This is a genomic window from Achromobacter sp. UBA4530 (genome assembly GCF_002388205.1).
GTDB classification, from domain to species: Bacteria; Pseudomonadota; Gammaproteobacteria; order Burkholderiales; family Burkholderiaceae_B; genus Achromobacter; species Achromobacter animicus.
Genome location: NZ_DGMA01000007.1, coordinates 305,407 through 322,733, shown reverse-complemented (window position 1 = coordinate 322,733; position 17,327 = coordinate 305,407). Strand labels below are relative to the sequence as shown.

At 65.9% G+C, this 17,327-nt stretch carries 14 protein-coding genes; 8 read left to right on the top strand and 6 right to left on the bottom strand.

The window, feature by feature from the left end; all coding sequences use genetic code 11:
• Window positions 1-120 precede the first annotated feature (120 nt).
• The 5 genes from B2W22_RS05745 (at window position 121) to B2W22_RS05725 (ending at window position 5,046) form a co-directional block, all read left to right on the top strand.
• Window positions 121-741, top strand: a complete 621-nt coding sequence (locus B2W22_RS05745; RefSeq protein WP_175121692.1) for a TRAP transporter small permease subunit — start codon at window positions 121-123, stop codon at window positions 739-741.
• Complete coding sequence (locus B2W22_RS05740; RefSeq protein WP_175121691.1) at window positions 738-2,021, top strand: TRAP transporter large permease; 1,284 nt, start codon at window positions 738-740, stop codon at window positions 2,019-2,021. The genes B2W22_RS05745 and B2W22_RS05740 overlap by 4 nt, the downstream gene beginning before the upstream one ends.
• 66 nt (window positions 2,022-2,087) lie before the next feature.
• Entirely contained in the window at window positions 2,088-2,771 is a 684-nt protein-coding gene (locus B2W22_RS05735) for a DUF2848 domain-containing protein (protein WP_175121690.1), read from the top strand.
• 90 nt (window positions 2,772-2,861) lie between these two features.
• Entirely contained in the window at window positions 2,862-4,211 is a 1,350-nt protein-coding gene (locus tag B2W22_RS05730; protein WP_175136798.1) for an amidase, read from the top strand.
• 28 nt (window positions 4,212-4,239) lie between these two features.
• Entirely contained in the window at window positions 4,240-5,046 is an 807-nt protein-coding gene (locus B2W22_RS05725) for a putative hydro-lyase (RefSeq protein WP_175136619.1), read from the top strand.
• Window positions 5,047-5,083: 37 nt separating this feature from the next.
• Here B2W22_RS05725 and B2W22_RS05720 read toward each other — a convergent pair whose 3' ends face one another.
• The 5 genes from B2W22_RS05720 to B2W22_RS05700 all read right to left on the bottom strand — a co-directional run bounded on the left by B2W22_RS05720 (window position 5,084) and on the right by B2W22_RS05700 (window position 10,802).
• Window positions 5,084-6,385, bottom strand: coding sequence for an alpha/beta hydrolase (locus B2W22_RS05720; RefSeq protein WP_286936581.1), 1,302 nt, complete (start codon window positions 6,383-6,385; stop codon window positions 5,084-5,086).
• Window positions 6,386-6,622: 237 nt separating this feature from the next.
• A complete protein-coding gene (locus B2W22_RS05715) occupies window positions 6,623-7,693 on the bottom strand; it encodes a porin (RefSeq protein ID WP_175136617.1) in 1,071 nt (356 codons plus the stop codon).
• A gap of 332 nt (window positions 7,694-8,025) precedes the next feature.
• On the bottom strand, window positions 8,026-9,327 hold the full coding sequence (locus B2W22_RS05710) for a TRAP transporter large permease (protein WP_175136616.1): 1,302 nt from the start codon (window positions 9,325-9,327) through the stop codon (window positions 8,026-8,028).
• Entirely contained in the window at window positions 9,320-9,820 is a 501-nt protein-coding gene (locus B2W22_RS05705; protein WP_286936578.1) for a TRAP transporter small permease, read from the bottom strand. Before B2W22_RS05705 ends, B2W22_RS05710 begins: the two co-directional genes overlap by 8 nt.
• A 7-nt stretch (window positions 9,821-9,827) precedes the next feature.
• Complete coding sequence (locus tag B2W22_RS05700; protein ID WP_175136615.1) at window positions 9,828-10,802, bottom strand: TRAP transporter substrate-binding protein; 975 nt, start codon at window positions 10,800-10,802, stop codon at window positions 9,828-9,830.
• Window positions 10,803-11,095: 293 nt separating this feature from the next.
• Between B2W22_RS05700 and nudC the strand changes: the two genes are divergently transcribed.
• The 3 genes from nudC to B2W22_RS05685 all read left to right on the top strand — a co-directional run bounded on the left by nudC (window position 11,096) and on the right by B2W22_RS05685 (window position 16,228).
• The gene (nudC, locus tag B2W22_RS05695; RefSeq protein ID WP_175121683.1) at window positions 11,096-11,866 is read left to right on the top strand and encodes an NAD(+) diphosphatase; all 771 of its coding nucleotides are present in this window, start codon (window positions 11,096-11,098) and stop codon (window positions 11,864-11,866) included.
• A gap of 137 nt (window positions 11,867-12,003) precedes the next feature.
• Window positions 12,004-12,516, top strand: a complete 513-nt coding sequence (locus tag B2W22_RS05690; protein WP_175121682.1) for a winged helix DNA-binding protein — start codon at window positions 12,004-12,006, stop codon at window positions 12,514-12,516.
• A gap of 88 nt (window positions 12,517-12,604) precedes the next feature.
• Window positions 12,605-16,228: a hydantoinase B/oxoprolinase family protein gene (locus B2W22_RS05685; protein WP_286936574.1), complete on the top strand. Its 3,624-nt coding sequence runs from the start codon at window positions 12,605-12,607 to the stop codon at window positions 16,226-16,228.
• Window positions 16,229-16,253: 25 nt separating this feature from the next.
• Here the strand turns inward: B2W22_RS05685 and B2W22_RS05680 are convergent, their stop codons facing one another.
• The gene (locus tag B2W22_RS05680; RefSeq protein ID WP_286936573.1) at window positions 16,254-17,288 is read right to left on the bottom strand and encodes a C45 family autoproteolytic acyltransferase/hydolase; all 1,035 of its coding nucleotides are present in this window, start codon (window positions 17,286-17,288) and stop codon (window positions 16,254-16,256) included.
• Between the last annotated feature and the right edge of the window lie 39 nt (window positions 17,289-17,327).

Sequence of the window (17,327 nt, the reverse complement as noted above, 5' to 3'; positions counted from 1 at the left end):
CGCCGGCCCGCGGGCCGGCGCGAATTCCGGCCGGTGATGGCGCGCGGTGGTCCGTGACCTTGGCATGAGGTCCGCGGCGCCCGCACGCGATGGCAGGCCGTGCCACCTGAGGTTCCATTCATGACTCAAACCGAACACTTCCGTCTGCTCGGCGGCCTGTTGCGGCGCGCGGAAAGCTTTTCCCGCGCTGCCGTATGGGCCGGCGGCGCCCTGACCGTGGCCAGCGTGCTGCTGATCTCTTTCGACGTGCTGGCCCGCAAGTTCCTGGGTTTCACGACCGGGGGCGCGGACGAACTGTCCAGCTACGCGTTTGCCATCAGCACCTCCTGGGCGCTGGCGTTTGCCACGCTGCAGCGCGCCAACGTGCGCGTCGACGTGCTCTATCAATATTTGCCCGTGCGCCTGTCGGCCGTGCTGGACTGGATTTCCATGGTGGCGCTGGCCGTCTTCATGGTGTTTCTGACGTATTACGCGTACGACGTGGTGGTGACGTCCTGGACGCAGAAGTCCGCGGCCAACACGCCGCTCGCCACGCCACTGTGGATTCCACAGGGATTGTGGGTGCTGGGTCTGGCATGGATGTGCATCACGGTCGCGCTGATGCTGGCGCGGGCGTCTGCCGCGCTCGTCACAGGCGATATCGAATTGGTCAAGCAGATCTGCGGCGTGCGTTCGGCGCAGGAAGAGGCTGACGAGGAAGCCGCCGCAGGCGAGCGCATGGTGAAGGGAGAAGCCGCATGATTGCCACCGCTTTGACACTGCTGCTGGTCCTGATCGGCCTGTCGATCCCCGTGGGCGCTGCGCTTGGCGTCCTGGGCCTGATCCTTGACCCGATGTTCTCGATGTTGCCCCTGACGCGCGCCATTGGCGAGATCTCCTGGAGTTCGAACAACGAGTTCCTGCTGGTCGCGATTCCGCTGTTCATCATGCTGGGCGAGGTCCTGTTGCGCGCCGGCTTTGCCGAACGCATGTACAGCGCGATGAGCCTGTGGCTGTCGTGGCTGCCGGGCGGATTGATGCACGCCAACATCGGCGCCTCGACGCTGTTCTCGGCAACCTCCGGCTCCAGCGTGGCAACGGCTGCCACCGTCGGCACCGTCGCCATTCCGCAGATCCGCAAGTATGGCTACAACGAGCCCCTGTTTCTCGGCAGCCTTGCCGCGGGCGGCACGCTGGGCATCCTGATCCCGCCATCGATCAACCTGGTCATCTATGGCGTGCTGACGAACTCGTCGGTGCCCAAGCTGTACCTGGCCGGCATCATCCCCGGGTTCGCGATGGCGGCGCTGTTCATGCTGACCGTCGTGATCGCCTGCGTGGCCAAACCGTCGTGGGGCGGGAAGAAGATCCACGCAACGTGGGGCGAACGCATCGCCAGCCTTGTGCATCTGGCGCCGCCGCTGGGAATCTTCTTCCTGGTGGTCGGATCGATCTACGCGGGCCTGGCAACGCCGACCGAGGCCGCCGCGCTGGGCGTGCTGGGCGCGTTCATCCTGGCCGCGTGGTTCCGCCGCCTGACGTGGTCGATGCTGCGCGAGGTGATGGAGGGCACGATGCGGTCCACGGCCATGATCATGCTGATCGTCATTGCCGCCAGCTTCCTGAACTTCGTCATGTCGGCGACGGGCCTGACCGATGCGCTGACCAAGTCGATCACCGGCCTCGGCCTGTCCCCCGGCTGGATGCTGCTGATCGTGGTGATCTTCTATCTGGTGCTGGGCTGCTTCATGGAAACGCTGTCGATGATGATCACGACGATCCCCATCGTGGCGCCCATCATGATCGGCCTGGGCTACGACCCGATCTGGCTGGGCATCGTCATCATCGTGCTGGTGGAAGCGGCTCTCATCACGCCGCCCGTGGGCCTGAACCTGTTCGTCGTGCAAAGCCTGCGCAAGAGCGGCTCGATGAGCGCGGTGATCGTCGGCAGCCTGCCGTTTGTGGGCGCCATGTTCGTGATGCTGGCGCTGCTGGCTTTCTGGCCCGACATCGCGCTGTGGCTGCCGCGCGTCTTCAGTTGATGACTCTTTGATTCCGGCGCGGCCCGTCGGCCGCGCCGCTTCCCACTCCTTCTTCGCAGGACTGATATGAAAGCCGTATTCAAGATCGACGACGCCAATCCCCGCCAGGTGGAAGTGGCCTTCAACAGCGTGATCGTGGCGGGCTGGGCCGGGCGTGACATGGCTGCCATCGAACACCACATCGAGGAACTGGCCGCCATTGGCGTGCCGCGTCCGAGCAGCGTGCCGCTGTACTACCGCATCGCCGAGAACCAGCTTACGCAGTCGGCCAACGTGCAGGCGCTGGGCGAGGAATCGTCGGGCGAGGTCGAGACGTTTGTTTTTGCGATTGATGGCGAGATGTACGTCAGCATCGCGTCCGACCATACCGACCGCAAGCTGGAGACCGTCAGCGTGGCGATGTCCAAGCAGGTCTGCGTGAAGCCCGTGGGCGCTGAAGCCTGGCGGCTTGCGGACGTGGCGGGGCACTGGGACGAGCTGATCATCCGCGCCTATATCGTTGAGAACGGCGAGAAGGTGCTGTACCAGGAAGGGCCGCTGTCCACGTTGCGCACGCCGCAGGACCTGATCGCGGGCTACACGGGCGGCGGCGCCGTGCTGCCAGAAGGCGCTGGCATGACCTGCGGCACGGTGGCCGCCATCGGCGGCATCCGCCCGTCCGCGGATTTCACGATGGAACTGCACGATCCGCGCCTGAACCGCACGCTGCGCCACCGCTATCATGTCGAGTCGCTGCCCGTGGTCGCCTGATGGCCGCCACGCTCGGCGCTGAATCCGGGCGCGTTCCCCGCGAAGGCGTCCGTCCGAACACTTACGCCGCCAGGCGGCATTAGGACAATGATGGTTTCGACCCTGAATGATCTGACCGCGGCCCTGCGTGAGGGCCGCAGCACCTCCGTCGCATTGACCGAAGCCGCGCTGGCGCGGGCTCAGGATCCGGCGGGCGAGGGCGCTCGCGCCTTCACCAAGCTCTACGCTGATTCGGCGCTGGCGCAGGCGCGCGCGTCGGACACGCTGCGCGCGGCCGGGATCGTGCGGTCCGCGATCGAAGGGTTGCCCATCAGCATCAAGGACCTGTTCGACATCGCGGGCGAGACCACGATGGCCGGTTCCGTGGCGCGCGAAGGCGAGCCGGCGGCCGAAGCGAATGCCGAGGTCGTGCAGCGCCTGATCGCCGCGGGCGCCGTCATCATCGGCCGCACCAATATGACCGAATTCGCGTATTCGGGCCTGGGCATCAATCCCCACTACGGCACGCCGCTGAACCCGTACGACCGCGCCACCGGCCGCATTCCCGGCGGCTCGTCGTCCGGTGCGGCGGTGTCAGTTGCGGACGGCATGGCCGTCGCAGGCATCGGGTCGGATACGGGCGGCTCCGTGCGCATTCCTGCCGCCCTGTGCGGTCTGACCGGGTTCAAGCCCAGCGCCTGGCGGGTGTCCATGCAGGGCGTGCTGCCCCTGTCGGCCAATCTGGATTCCATCGGCCCCATCGCCGCCAGCGTACGCTGCTGCGCCGAACTCGACGCCATCCTGTCGGGCGATGCGGGTCCCTTGCCGCAGGCGCTGCCCGTGCGTGGCCTGCGTCTGGCCATTCCGACGACGCTGGCGCTGGACGCCATGGACAAGCATGTCTCCGACACCTTCGCGGCGGCGGTGCAACGCCTGGAGGACGCCGGTGCGCTGATCGACCGGATCGAGATTCCGGAATTCGCCGAGCTGGCCGCGCTCAACAGCAAGGGCGGTTTCACCGCCGCCGAAGCCTGGGCCTGGCACCGCGACCTCATCGCGCGCGCGGGCAAGCGTTACGACCCGCGCGTCGTGTCGCGCATCATGCGCGGCCAGGATATGACGGCGGCCGATTACATCGAACTGCTCGATGCGCGCGAGGCGTGGGTAGCCGCTGTGGACCACCGCATTGCCGGTTACGACGCGCTGATCATGCCCACGACGCCCATCGTGGCGCCGCCGGTCGCGGACCTGCAGGGTTCCGACGAAGCCTACTACGCCGCCAACGGACTCATCCTGCGCAATCCCACCCTCATCAATTTCCTGGACGGCTGCGCGCTGTCCTTGCCCTGCCACGCGGCCGGCACGGCGCCCGTGGGCCTGATGATCGCGGCCAGCAATGGCGCGGACCGCCGCGTCCTGGGCATCGGCCTGTCGGTCGAAGACCTGTTCGCCGCGCGCTGAGCGGCGCTTACCTGCAACGAGAGAACCCATGCCAGACGCCGATAACGTTAGAACCAGCCTCGCGCTTGCCCGCCAGGCGCGGCTGGATGCCCGCAGCGGGCGCCTGACGGGTCCCACGGCGAATCTGGCGCCTGGGCACGTTCAGGCCAACCTGGCGATTTTGCCGCGCGCGCTGGCGGCGGATTTCCTGCACTTCTGCCAGCGCAATCCCAAACCGTGCCCCTTGCTGGCCATGTCCGAGCCGGGTGACCCGGCATTGCCGGAGCTGGGCGCGGACATCGACATCCGCACCGACATCCCGCGATACCGCGTCTGGAAGGACGGCGAGCTCGTGGCGGAGCCGACGGACGTGCGCGACCTGTGGCGCGACGATCTGGTGTCCTTCCTGATCGGCTGCTCGTTCTCTTTCGAGGAGGCGATGCTGGACAACGGCCTGCCCGTGCGTCACATCGAGCAGGGCAGCAATGTGCCCATGTACCGCACCAACATCGCAACGCAGCCGGCTGGCGTGTTCGGCGGTCCGCTGGTGGTGTCGATGCGGCCCCTGAAGGCCGCCGACGCGATCCGGGCGATCCAGGTGACGTCGCGGTTCCCGTCGGTGCATGGCGCGCCCGTTCACATTGGCGATCCGTCGCTCATCGGCATCGCGGATATCGATGCCCCCGATTACGGCGATCCCGTGGAGATCCGCCCTGGCGAAATGCCGGTGTTCTGGGCGTGCGGCGTGACGCCGCAATCGGTGGTGGCGGCGGTGCGGCCGGAATTCTGCATTACGCATGCGCCCGGCCACATGCTGGTCACCGACCTCATCAACAGCCGCATGGCGGTGTTCTGATCCGGGGGCGGCCCGAGGTTGGTTTGTCGGCGGGGCATCAGCGCTGTTGCATCAGCGCCTTCACGCGCTGGTCGTAGTCGGGCGGAAAGGTCCAGAAGCGCATGCCTTGCTGCGTAAAGCCTTCCTGCAGTCCGCGCTCGGCCGGCGCCTTGTGCCACAGGAACTGCATCAGCACGTCGCTGCTGACCCACGCGTTGCCGAACCAGAAGCTGTGGGCGCGGCGATTCAGATCTGGGATGGCGCGCGGATCGACCCAGATCATGTCGAAGTTCAGCCGCTGCGAGGCGGCGTTGACAAAATCCACCTGTTCCTCGGTCAGATCGTCCGCATCGGGCCGGCCGGCCCGTGACGCCCGCTGGTGGCGCGCCGCGAAACGCAAGGCGCGATCACCCAGATTGGCGCCCAGGCTCACGCGTTCGGTCAGGTCGATGTACTGCCGCAGGTCCGTCACGAACCGGTAGGTGTCCTCGTCGGGCGCCGCGAAATAGATCTGGCCCAGGCGCAGCCGCGCGCGCAATGCCTCGCGGCTTTCGCCTTCACGGGGCTGCGCCAGGGTGGCAAGCCCTTCACTGGCGATGCGCGCGCCCGCGCTGAACGCCAGCACGTTGATGTGCTCGGCATTCGTGTTGCGTGCGAGCAGTTCCAGCAGGCGCGCGAAGGCGGGCACCGATGCCCGCGCGGTGCGGACATCCGTGGCGTAGGACAGCAGACTGCCGGCGGACGGCCACAGAAAGGCCAGGACGACCGCCTGCCGGCCCGTAAAGTGATGAAACTGTGCGGCCTGCGCGGTGCCGCGCCATACGGCATTGTTGAAGCCGTGCACATAGACGATCAGGTCGCGGTGCCGGCTGACCGCCAGGGCGTCGTTGATTAGCGCGAAGTAGGCCTGGGCCTCCGGGGAAGTCTCCGCATCGCTTTGCGGGGTAAGGGCGACAAGCTCCTCCATGCGCTCCAGGCTGAGCACCGGCCGGCCGCGCTGACTGCCCGAGGCCGAAAGCTGGCGCAATTGATCCCAGTCCAGCGTGCCGTCGCCAATCTGCACTTTGGCCGCACCCATGCGCAGCGTGTCACTCGGAAAGATCGAATAGAACGGCTGGCGCGATTCCAGGAAGACGGCGCGGTTGGTGGCGTAGAGCAGGGGAATCGACGTGCCGTCGAGCGCGGTCTTGTGCGCAAACGGCTCCACCTGGCCGGTCGTGAACTTGACCGGGGTGGGCATCAACTGCACGGGCGAGGAGCAGGCGGCCAACAGCGCCGTCAAGCACGCTGCCAGGACGGCGCGGGCGGCCCACCACGGGCATAGCGGCGACGCAAGTGAGCGGGCTTCGAGAACGCGCATGCGATGGGCCCGGTGCGTGTTGGGGGTTGGCGCGAATCGGCGAAGGGACGCGAGGATTGTCGCCGTGGTTCTGGCGGCGATCAAGGGGGAGGGAAAACGTGTGGCGCGGCTGCGAATGCCGCCGTGGAGGGAGAGACTGCCGGGGGATGCGGGGAGGGGCGCCGCCCCGGTTGGGGACGCGGGGCGGCGGGGTCAAGCGCCGGCCCGTGAGGGGGCCCGCGTTTGGGGGGAACAGGGTTAGAAAATGTGGCGGTAGCCCACGGCCGCGCCGAACTGGTTGCTCTTGCCCGCGATTTCGCCGCTGGCGGCATCGCTGACCTTGTTCCAGTCGACGGTGCCGTACAGTTGCGAGCGCTTGGACAGCGAGTATTCGGCCACGGCGACCAGCGCATAGCGCTTGCCCTTGTCGCCTTCGACGACCACGTTCTCGCTGCGGTCGTAGTACGCGGCGCCCGTGATGGCCCAGCGCGGGGTGGCCTGCCAGGTCACGCCGGCGAAGTAGCCGTTGTCCTTGCGGTCCAGGCTGGCGGTGGTGGTGCCGCCCATGACGCCGTTGACCCAGCCCGTTTCATCGCGGCCGTTGAAGTAACCCGCGAAGACCTTGGCCGACTCGAACTGATAGGACGCGTTCAGGTTCCAGGCGCGCTGGCGCTCGTCGGAATCGGTGGCGGCATAGGTCTGCTGCCAGGCGGCGCCCAGGCCAAGCTGGCCGATCGTGTAGCGCAGGCTGGCGCCATATTGCTGACCGGCCTTGCGGTCTTCCCAGTCTTCGCCGTTTGCCCAGGACGCCACGACGGCCAGATTGCCGAACGTGTTGGCGTACTTGGTCATGTTGTTGGTGCGCACGCGCGACATGGCGGCGGGCAGCCAGGCATTTTGATCGTAGTTGCCGACGGTCAGCGGGTCGAAGTAGTCGGCCAGCAGGTCGAACATGGGGGTGTTCTGCAGACCCAGGGTCAGCGTGCCGATGCTGCCGCCGTCCAGGCCGACATAAGCCAGGCGGCTGAAGGCCTTGGACGTGTCCGATCCCCGGCCGTTCTGCAGATTGATGCCGTTTTCCAGGCGGAAGAAGGCGCGGTTGCCGTTGCCCAGGTCTTCGGAGCCGCGCAGGCCCCAGCGGCTGTTGGAGATGGCGCCGTTTTCCATGGAGATGCGGCTGCCGTCTTCGCCCACGGCGCCCGAGCTGGTGCTCAGGTAGCGGATGCTGACGTCGGCAATGCCGTACAGGGTGACGCTGGTTTCGGCGCTTGCTGCGCCGGCGGCCAGGCCAAGGCCGGCCGCAGCCAGCGATAAGGTGATGCGCTTCATGTTGGACTCCTCCAGGTGTAGCTGATTTGTGGTTGCGCCGCGCTTGTGGCTTGGCTTGCTGCGCCCGGCGGTTGGCCGGATGCCTGGCCGCTGCACCGACGCCAGGGTTGGCGCGGGTCCGGAGCAGAGGCCAGCTTGCAGAAATGCGCCGTGCCGTTGCCGGACACGAGCGACTGGGGATTCTAAGTAAGTTGGGGGATGGCGAATATCGAAAATATTCGGCGTTTTCCCGGGTTTACAGGCCGATAAACCCGCGCCGCCCCGTTGACGGGCGAACTGAAAAGAAAAAACCCCGTTCGCGGGAACGGGGTTTTTGTGGCGTCAGCGCGACGTTACAGCGTCATGTGCAGCGGCAGCCAGGTCGCGATGCCAGGCACCGCATAGAGCAGTAGCACGGCCGCGATCATCAGGAAGAACATCGGCAGCGATGCGCGCGCGATGTAGGGCAGTTCACGTCCGCTCATGCCGGACAGCACAAACAGGTTGAACCCCACCGGCGGCGTGATCTGTGCCATTTCCACCACGAACACGATGAAGATGCCGAACCAGATCAGGTCGATGCCCGCGGCCTGCACCGTCGGCAACAACACGCCCATGGTCAGCACCACGATAGAGATGCCGTCCAGGAAGCAGCCCAGGATGATGAAGAACACCATCAGCGCCATGATCAGGCCGAACTGCGACAGGCCCAATCCGCCGATCCATTCCGCCAGCGCGCGCGGCAGGCCGATATAGCCCATCGCCAGCGTGAGGAACTGCGCACCCGCCAGGATCAGGGCAATCATGCAGTACAGCCGGGTGGCGCCCAGCAGCGACTGCATGAACGTCGAGCCGTTCAGCGATCCCTGCAGCGCCGACAGGATCAGCGCGCCCACCACGCCCACTGCCGCCGCTTCCGTGGCGGTGGCGATGCCGGTGTAGATGGAACCCAGCACCGCGCCGATCAGGAGCAGCACCGGAATCAGGTGGCGTGAGCGGGACAGCTTCTGCATGAAGGTCAGGCCGGGATCCGCCGCCGGCACTTCGCCGGGATTGCGGATGGCCCACCAGGCGATGTAGCCGCTGAACATCAGCGCCAGCACGATGCCGGGAATGATGCCGGCGATGAACAGCTTGGCGATCGACACATCGGCCGCCACCCCGTACACGATCATGATGATCGAGGGCGGAATGAGCAGGCCCAGCGTGCCGGCGCCGGACAGCGTGCCGAGGATCTTCTCTTCGGGGTAGCCGCGGCGCGTCAGCTCGGGGATGGTCATCTTGCCGACCGTGGCGCAGGTGGCCGCGGACGAGCCCGACACGGCGGCAAAGATCGCGCAACCGATCACGTTCGTGTGCAAGAGGCGGCCCGGCAGCCGGTTCAGCCAGGGCGCGAGCCCCTTGAACAGGTCTTCGGACAGCCGCGTGCGGAACAGGATCTCGCCCATCCACAGAAAGAGCGGCAGGGCGGTCAGCGTCCAGCTGGACGAGGCGCCCCAGATCGTGACGGCCATGGCGTCGCCGGCGGGACGGCTGGAGAAGATCTCCATACCGATCCACGCAGTGCCCGCCAGGGTCAGGCCGACCCAGACCCCGCAGCCAAGCAGGACGAAGATCGAAACGACCAATAAGGTAATGACGAGAAGTTCATTCATGGGTTTGCTGCGAAGTGGCGGCGGCGATGCCGCGCGAACGGCGGACCAGTTCATCGACCAGGGCGACGAAGAACAGGATCGTGCCTGCGGCCATGGTCGTCTGCGGAATCCAGAGCGGCGTGGCGTCGTTCGACGTGGAAACGTCGTTGAACAGCCAGGAGTCGTAGGTCAGTTTGACGCTGAAGAAGGCGAAGGCGGCGGCCAGCAGGGAACCGACGGCCAGGGCGAAGATGTCCAGCCTGCGGCTCCCGGCGGGATTCAGCGAATTCAGCAGCAACGTGACGCGGATGTGTTCACCGTGCTTGAACGTGCTGGCCAGCGCAAGGAAACCCGCAGCGGCCATGAAATACCCGGCGTAGGCATCGGTGCCGGGGATGTGCAGGTCGAGCTGACGGCCAAGAATGGCCGCCAGCACCGACACAAGTACGCCTATCGTGCACAAGCCGGCCAGAAGGCCGGCTGCGCCGTAAAGACCATCAAGAAAGCGGCGCATGGCGATATCACTGTTTCTTGTAGGCGTCGATCATGGTCTGGCCGTCCGCACCGGCTTTCTTGAGCCAGTCTTCAAGCATGCGCTTGCCGATGACGCTCAGGCCTTCCTTGAGCTCGACCGTGGGCTGGATCGTTTCCATGCCGTTCTTGGCAAGCTCGGCCTGGTACCACTTGTTCTTTTCCTGCGACAGCTTCCAGCCGCGTTCCTCGGCCTGCGCGCCGGCTTTCTTCAGCGCTTCCTGCGTGGCGGGATCCAGCGCGTCGAATGCCTTCTTGTTCACGATGATGGCGTTCTTGGGCAGCCAGGCCTGGGTGTCGTAGAACTTCTTGATGTACTCGTACGTCTTGGTGTCGTAGCCGGTGGACGCCGACGACATGTACGAGTCGATCACGCCGGTGGCGAGCGCCTGGGCCAGTTCGGCCTGCTGCACGGTCACGGGCTGCGCGCCGACCAGTTCAGCAATCTTGGCCGTGACGGGGCTATAAGCGCGCCACTTCAGGCCCTTCATGTCGTTGATCTGCTTGATGTCCTTGTTGGCGAAGATGCCTTGGGGCGGCCATGCCACCGCATACAGCAGCGTCATGCCTTGCGAGGCCAGCTTCTTTTCCAGGAACGGCTTCTGGGCCTGATACAGCTTGAACGACGCGTCGTAGCCGGTGGCCAGGAAGGGCAGGCCGTCCAGTTCGTAGATCGGGTCTTCGTTGGCAAAGTTGGTCAGCAGGATTTCGCCGATCTGCGCCTGGTTGCCTTGCACCGCGCGCTTGATTTCAGGCGCCTTGTACAGCGAGGCATTGTTGTGCAGCGTGATCTTGAGCTTGCCTTGCGACAGCGAATCGACGTCCTTGATGAAGGTCGTCAGGTTCTCGACGTGGAAGTTGCTGGCCGGGTAGGCGCTGGGCAGATCCCACTTGGTCTGGGCCTGTGCGCCCGCGCTGAATGCCAGGACGATGCTGCCGGTCAACAGCGAGATTTTCTTGTACATGGTGGTCCTTCTTTGCGAATGATGAAGACGGGTCTGACCCGATTGGCATTGCGAAAAAAAGAAAGCGCGGCGCCGCGTCGCGCCGCCTGAATGCCGTGCCATTCTATGTTGCTGTGCGGTAACAAAGCGCGGGAAATCGCCGTATTACGGGTAATTCCTAGGGGGAGTTGTTGTTCATTGGTTGAAGGTTCAATGACCCCGCGAAGTTTGCGTTGCGCGCTGATGGCAAGCCATCCGGCGCGCATTTTTTTCTTCTAAGATTGCGGAATCGCAGATGTGGTGAAGAGGGTCGCGTGAATTTCGTTTTTCGCCGTGATGAGTTGCTGGTCGAAGCATCGTCCAGCGTGTTGCCGGATGCGGCGTTGTGTGAACGCATTGGCTTGGCGGCTGCGGCTCTGCAGCCGGTCTGGATGGAAACCGGGTCGCCGTATCGCACGGTCTGCGTCGACCCCGGCCTCGAAGCGCCCGAAGGCTACGCCTTCAAGAAGCTGCGTTCGCTCTTCGGCGTATTCGACGACGAAGGCATGGCGCTGGCCGGCCGCGCCTATCAGATCGCCGAATGGGCGCGCACTCACCGGTTTTGCGGCGCCTGCGGCACGCCCGCCGAACGTGTGGCGCACGAATTCTGCCTGCGCTGCCCGGCCTGCGGCCTGTCCGCGTATCCGCGCATCTCGCCGGCCATGATGGTCCTTATCCGCAAGGGCGACAGCATCCTGCTGGCGCGCCATGCCAATGGGCCAGCGGCGCGCTACACGGCGCTGGCCGGCTTTGTGGAACCCGGCGAAAGCATCGAGCAGACGGTCCACCGCGAGGTCTTCGAAGAAGTCGGCCTCAAGGTCGGCAATCTGCAATATTTCGGCAGTCAGCCGTGGCCGTTCCCGCATTCGCTCATGGTCGCGTTCACCGCGGACTACGTGTCAGGCGACATCCGCATCCAGGAAGACGAGATCGCCGACGCCCGTTGGTTCGGCCCGGGTGACGAGATGCCCGACATCGCGGCCCGTATTTCCATCGCGGGCTGGCTGATCCGGGCCAATCTGCCGATGGGGTGGACCGCGCCGTAAATGGCCGCGGCGCCGCCCGTGCGGTAGGGGTATTCCCTCGAAACGAGGGATTTTTTGCGGCGTTCGAGTATTTTTTATTGATGAAATGTAGATAAATTATTAGTATTTCTCTCAGTTAAACCTCGCCGTCCGCCCCTATGACCCCCACTCTGATTGCCTCGTCCGCGCATCTTGCCGGCGGCAGCGCGCCCGATCTATCCGAGGTGGAGTTCGGCCTCATGATCGCCAGCCACGCATTCGACCGCTGGACGGTGCGGTGCATGGCGGCCGCAGGCCTGCCCGATCTGACGCCCACTGATGTGATGGTGTTTCACCACGTCTACCACCGCGAGCGGCCCAAGAAGCTGGCCGACATCTGCTTCACGCTCAACGTCGAAGACACCCACATCGTCAGCTATGCGCTAAAGAAATTGGATCGGCTGGGCGTGGTCCGTGGCGAACGCAGCAGCAAGGAAGTCTTCTACAGCGTCACGCCCGAGGGCGCGGCGATTCTCAAGCGCTACGGCGAAATCCGCGAGCAATGCCTGACCGCCGGCCTGGATGGCCCGGGCGGCGGCGGTGGTCTGGAATTCAGCCGGCAACTGGCGCACACGCTGCGCGCGCTGTCCGGCCTGTACGACCAGGCGGCCCGCGCCGCGACATCTCTCTGAACCCAACATGCGGGGCAACGCCCCGATCTGTCAGCAACCCGACCGTGGCCGAACGCGCTCCGGCGGTCTCTTGTTTTCAAGGACACCTATGAAGTGGCAATTCTGGATTGACCGTGGGGGCACCTTCACCGACATCGTGGCGCGCCGTCCCGATGGCACGACCACCACCGCAAAGATGCTGTCGGAAAACCCCGAGCAGTACCGCGACGCCGCAGTGGCCGGCATCCGCAAGCTGCTGGGCATCGCACCCGGCCAGCCGGTGCCCGCCGACCAGGTCGAGTGCGTGAAGATGGGCACCACGGTGGCCACCAACGCGCTGCTCGAGCGCAAGGGCGAACGCACCTTGCTCGTCACGACGCGCGGTTTCCGCGATGCGCTGCGCATCGCCTACCAGAACCGCCCGCGGCTTTTCGACCGCAACGTGCTGCTGCCCGAGATGCTGTACGAATCCGTGGTCGAGGCAGACGAGCGGGTCGCCGCGGACGGCGAGGTCATCCAGCCGCTGGACGAAGCCGCGCTGCGCCGCGACATGCAGGCCGCGTACGACAGCGGCATCCGCGCGGTCGCCATCGTCTTCATGCACGCCTGGCACGCCACCGGCCACGAACAGCAGGCCGCGCGCATCGCCAACGAGATCGGCTTTACCCAGGTGTCTGTCTCGCACGAGGTCAGCCCACTGATCAAGTTCGTCTCGCGCGGCGACACGACCGTGGTGGACGCCTACCTGTCGCCCATCCTGAAGCGCTACGTCGATCAGGTGGCCGGCGAACTGCCGGGTATCCGGCTCATGTTCATGCAGTCCAGCGGCGGCCTGACCGACGCGCACCGCTTCCGTGGCAAGGACGCAATTCTCTCGGGCCCGGCCGGCGGGATCGTCGGCATGGTGCGCACCAGTGAAATCGCCGGCTTCCCGAAGGTGATCGGCTTTGACATGGGCGGCACGTCCACGGACGTGTCGCACTACGCGGGCGAGTTCGAACGCGAATTCGAAACCCAGGTGGCCGGCGTGCGCATGCGCGCGCCGATGATGAGCATCCATACGGTCGCAGCCGGTGGCGGCTCGATCCTGCATTTCGACGGCGCGCGGCTGCGCGTCGGCCCCGATTCCGCGGGCGCCAATCCGGGGCCGGCGTGCTATCGCCGCGGCGGTCCGCTGGCCGTGACGGACTGCAACGTGCTCCTAGGCAAGATCCAGCCCGATTTCTTCCCCAAGGTATTCGGACCCGAGGCCAACGAGGCCCTGGACCGGGACGCCGTGGTCGAACGCTTTTCCGCGATGGCCGACGAAGTGCGCGCCGCCACGGGCCGCGAGATGTCGCCGGAGCAGCTTGCCGAGGGCTTTCTCGAGATCGCCGTGGGCAACATGGCCGAGGCCATCAAGCGCATCTCGGTGCAGCGCGGCCATGACGTGACCGAGTACGCGCTGACCGTGTTCGGCGGCGCTGGCGGGCAGCACGCCTGCCTGGTGGCCGACGCGCTGGGCATGACGACGGTCTTCGCGCACCCGCTGGGCGGCGTGCTGTCGGCCTACGGCATGGGCCTGGCCGATCAGACCGACATGCGCCAGAAGACGGTCGAGAAGGTGCTGGACGCGAGCCTGATGGGCGAGTTGAAGGACGAACTGGATGTTCTGGCGGGCCAGGCGGTCGGCGAACTGCGCCGCCAGCACGTCGCCGAAGCCGACATCACGGTGCAGCGCCGCCTGCACCTGAAGTACCGCGGCACCGACACCGCGCTGGAAGTGGCGTACTCGGACCTGGATCAGGCGCGCCGCGACTTCGAAGCCGCCTACCGCCAGCGCTATTCATTCCTGATGCCCAACCGCGAACTCGTGGTCGAGACCATCTCGGTCGAGGCGACGGGCGGCGGTGAGCGCGTTGGCGAAGCGTCCACGTCGCGCACCCGCGAAGGCGCGCTGACAGCCCGCCGCGTGGTCAGCATGTACAGCGCCGGCGCCTGGCGCGACACGCCGCTTTACGTGCGTGAGGACATGGCCGGCGGCGATGTCGTTGCAGGCCCCGCGATCATTTCCGAGCCCAACCAGACCACGGTCGTCGAGCCCGGCTGGCAGGCCGAACTGACGGCGCAGGATCACTTCGTGATCCGCCGCGTGGAAGCGCGCCGCGAGCAGCGCAAGGTCGGCACGCAGGCGGATCCTGTCATGCTCGAGGTCTTCAACAACCTCTTCATGTCGATCGCCGAGCAGATGGGCTACCGCCTGCAGAACACGGCGTACTCGGTCAACATCAAGGAACGCCTGGACTTCTCTTGCGCCATCTTCGACGCGCAGGCCCGCCTGATCGCCAACGCGCCGCACATGCCGGTGCACCTGGGTTCCATGGGCGAGTCCGTGCGCACGGTCATGAACGCCAATGCCGGCAAGATGATGCCCGGCGACGCGTACGTCGTGAACGATCCGTACCACGGCGGCACGCACTTGCCTGACGTCACGGTCATCACGCCGGTGTTCGACAAGGCGGGGCGCGAGATCCTGTTCTACGTGGGATCGCGCGGCCACCACGCCGACATCGGCGGCACCACGCCCGGCTCGATGCCGCCGGATTCCAAGACGGTCGAAGACGAAGGCGTGCTGTTCACGAACTTCCAGCTCGTCAAGGACGGCGAGTTCCGCGAAGCGGCCGCGCGCGGGATCCTGGGATCGGGCCGCTGGCCGGCGCGCAACCCGGATCAGAACATCGCCGACATGCACGCGCAGATCGCCGCCAACGAAAAGGGCGTGCAGGAACTCTTGCGCATGTGCGATCACTTCGGCCTGGATGTCGTGCGCGCCTACATGGGCCACGTGCAGGACAACGCCGAAGAGGCCGTGCGCCGCGTGATCTCGGTGCTGAAGGACGGCAGCTACGAGTACCCGCTGGACAACGGCGCGGTGATTCGCGTGGCCGTGCGGGTGGACACCGAAGCGCGCAGCGCGGTGGTCGACTTTACGGGCACCTCGGCGCAACTGGACAACAACTTCAACGCGCCGGGCGCGATCGCCGTGGCCGCCGTGCTGTATGTGTTCCGCACGATGGTCAACGACGACATCCCGCTGAACGACGGCTGCCTGGTGCCGCTGTCCATCATCGTGCCGGAAGGCTCGATGCTGCGTCCGAACCCGCCGGCTTCGGTGGTCGCGGGCAACGTGGAAACGTCCATGTGCATCGTCAACGCGCTGTACGGCGCGCTGGGCGTGCTGGCAGCAAGCCAGGGCACCATGAACAACTTCACGTTCGGCAACGCGCGCCATCAGTACTACGAGACCATCTCGGGCGGCACGGGTGCGGGTCCGGTGCGCATCGACGCGGCGGGTCCCCACGACGAAGGGTTTGCGGGTACGTCGGTCGTTCAGGCGCACATGACCAACTCGCGCCTGACCGATCCGGAAGTGCTGGAGTTCCGCTTCCCGGTCCGTCTGGAGTCCTACGAGATTCGTAAGGGCTCGGGCGGCAAGGGCCGGTATCCCGGCGGCGACGGCGGCATACGCCGCATCCGCTTCCTGGAAGACATGACCGCGGCCATCCTGTCGAACAACCGGCGTTACGCGCCGTTTGGTCTGGCGGGCGGCGAGCCGGGCGCCATGGGCCGCAACACGGTTGAACGCGTGGACGGCACCATCGAGGAACTCGGTCCGCAGGACAGCGCGCAACTGCGTCCAGGCGATGTCTTCGTGGTGGAAACGCCCGGAGGCGGCGGTTACGGCGCGCAGTGATGCACGCCAGGATGTCCGGTCCCGATCACTCGGGATCGGACATCACGTCCAGCGCGATATCGGCGCGTGCCTTACGGTCGTAGACGCGCAGGACGACCGCCTCATCGGTTATTTCGAACATCGCCGTCGCCAAGGTGTTCTCGTCGTCGGGATCGTCCTTGGCGGTCCGCAGGATCGGCAGCTTGCCCTCGGTATCCAGCAGGGCAGCCAGCATGTCGGCGCTGCCCGATTCCGGTAGCCATCCATCCACCAGGCCTTCGATCCGGTTCTGCCGCGCCCGCGACGAATCGGTGACGATCTGCGCCTGGCCGCGGGTGGCCGCGTGCACCATGTGGTTGGCGTGGCCGTAGCGCCGGCCGATCTCCTGAATGGACACCGAACCCGGCGTGACCTCGGCGCTGAGCAGGCGCGGGTCCGATGCCGCGCCCAGCGTGTGATGAAAACCGCCGGCGTGGGGCAGGTCGTGCAGCAGCGCCACCGCCTCGTCCAGCGTCGTGCAGTCCAGGACCGCGCGCGCCGCGAACATGCGGGGCACGCCAGCGTGTCGTTGCCTGGTGCGCAGGTTGTTGATGGTCTGCACCAGGCCCACGCGATTGGCGGCGAAGGTGTGGCCGGGCAGAGAGCCCGGGTAGTAGAAGCTGAGATAACCCGGCGCGTCGTCCAGCGCCACGTCCACCAGATGGCAGCGGCCATACAGAAAGGGGTCGCCGTCCTCGTTGTGGCCGATCCAGCGCGTGCCGTCGGCGGTGCGCAGGGCGGCCGACGTGCAGCCATCCGTGGTGCTGTGCAGCAGATCGCCTCGGCAATGCCATAGCAGCACGTCCTTGAGCGGCATGCGCAAGCCTTCGGCCAAACCTTCGAATTCTTCCCAGATCTCGGGCAGGGCGGCCTGCGTCTGCTGCGCCAGCTCGTCGACGAAAGGATGACCGCGCCACGGTCGCAAGGCTTCCCAGGTGCCGCTCTGTTCCAGATAGGAGCCCATGATGGGACGGGCCAGCTTGCCCAGCGCCACGCCGACCTGGCGGCGGTTTCCAGCGATGCGTACGTATTTGCAGGCCATCGAAAACCTCCGGATGTCTCGCGGATTGTACGGGGTCTG

Excerpts from the sequence above, each read along its gene's own strand:
- B2W22_RS05680 (WP_286936573.1), bottom strand. The coding sequence starts at position 17,288 with ATGGCCTGCAAATACGTACGCATCGCTGGAAACCGCCGCCAGGTCGGC.
- B2W22_RS05705 (WP_286936578.1), bottom strand. The coding sequence starts at position 9,820 with ATGCGCCGCTTTCTTGATGGTCTTTACGGCGCAGCCGGCCTTCTGGCC.
- B2W22_RS05690 (WP_175121682.1), top strand. The coding sequence starts at position 12,004 with ATGACCCCCACTCTGATTGCCTCGTCCGCGCATCTTGCCGGCGGCAGC.
- B2W22_RS05720 (WP_286936581.1), bottom strand. The coding sequence starts at position 6,385 with ATGCGCGTTCTCGAAGCCCGCTCACTTGCGTCGCCGCTATGCCCGTGG.
- B2W22_RS05700 (WP_175136615.1), bottom strand. The coding sequence starts at position 10,802 with ATGTACAAGAAAATCTCGCTGTTGACCGGCAGCATCGTCCTGGCATTC.
- B2W22_RS05730 (WP_175136798.1), top strand. The coding sequence starts at position 2,862 with ATGGTTTCGACCCTGAATGATCTGACCGCGGCCCTGCGTGAGGGCCGC.
- B2W22_RS05685 (WP_286936574.1), top strand. The coding sequence starts at position 12,605 with ATGAAGTGGCAATTCTGGATTGACCGTGGGGGCACCTTCACCGACATC.
- B2W22_RS05710 (WP_175136616.1), bottom strand. The coding sequence starts at position 9,327 with ATGAATGAACTTCTCGTCATTACCTTATTGGTCGTTTCGATCTTCGTC.
- B2W22_RS05715 (WP_175136617.1), bottom strand. The coding sequence starts at position 7,693 with ATGAAGCGCATCACCTTATCGCTGGCTGCGGCCGGCCTTGGCCTGGCC.
- B2W22_RS05740 (WP_175121691.1), top strand. The coding sequence starts at position 738 with ATGATTGCCACCGCTTTGACACTGCTGCTGGTCCTGATCGGCCTGTCG.
- B2W22_RS05745 (WP_175121692.1), top strand. The coding sequence starts at position 121 with ATGACTCAAACCGAACACTTCCGTCTGCTCGGCGGCCTGTTGCGGCGC.
- B2W22_RS05725 (WP_175136619.1), top strand. The coding sequence starts at position 4,240 with ATGCCAGACGCCGATAACGTTAGAACCAGCCTCGCGCTTGCCCGCCAG.
- B2W22_RS05735 (WP_175121690.1), top strand. The coding sequence starts at position 2,088 with ATGAAAGCCGTATTCAAGATCGACGACGCCAATCCCCGCCAGGTGGAA.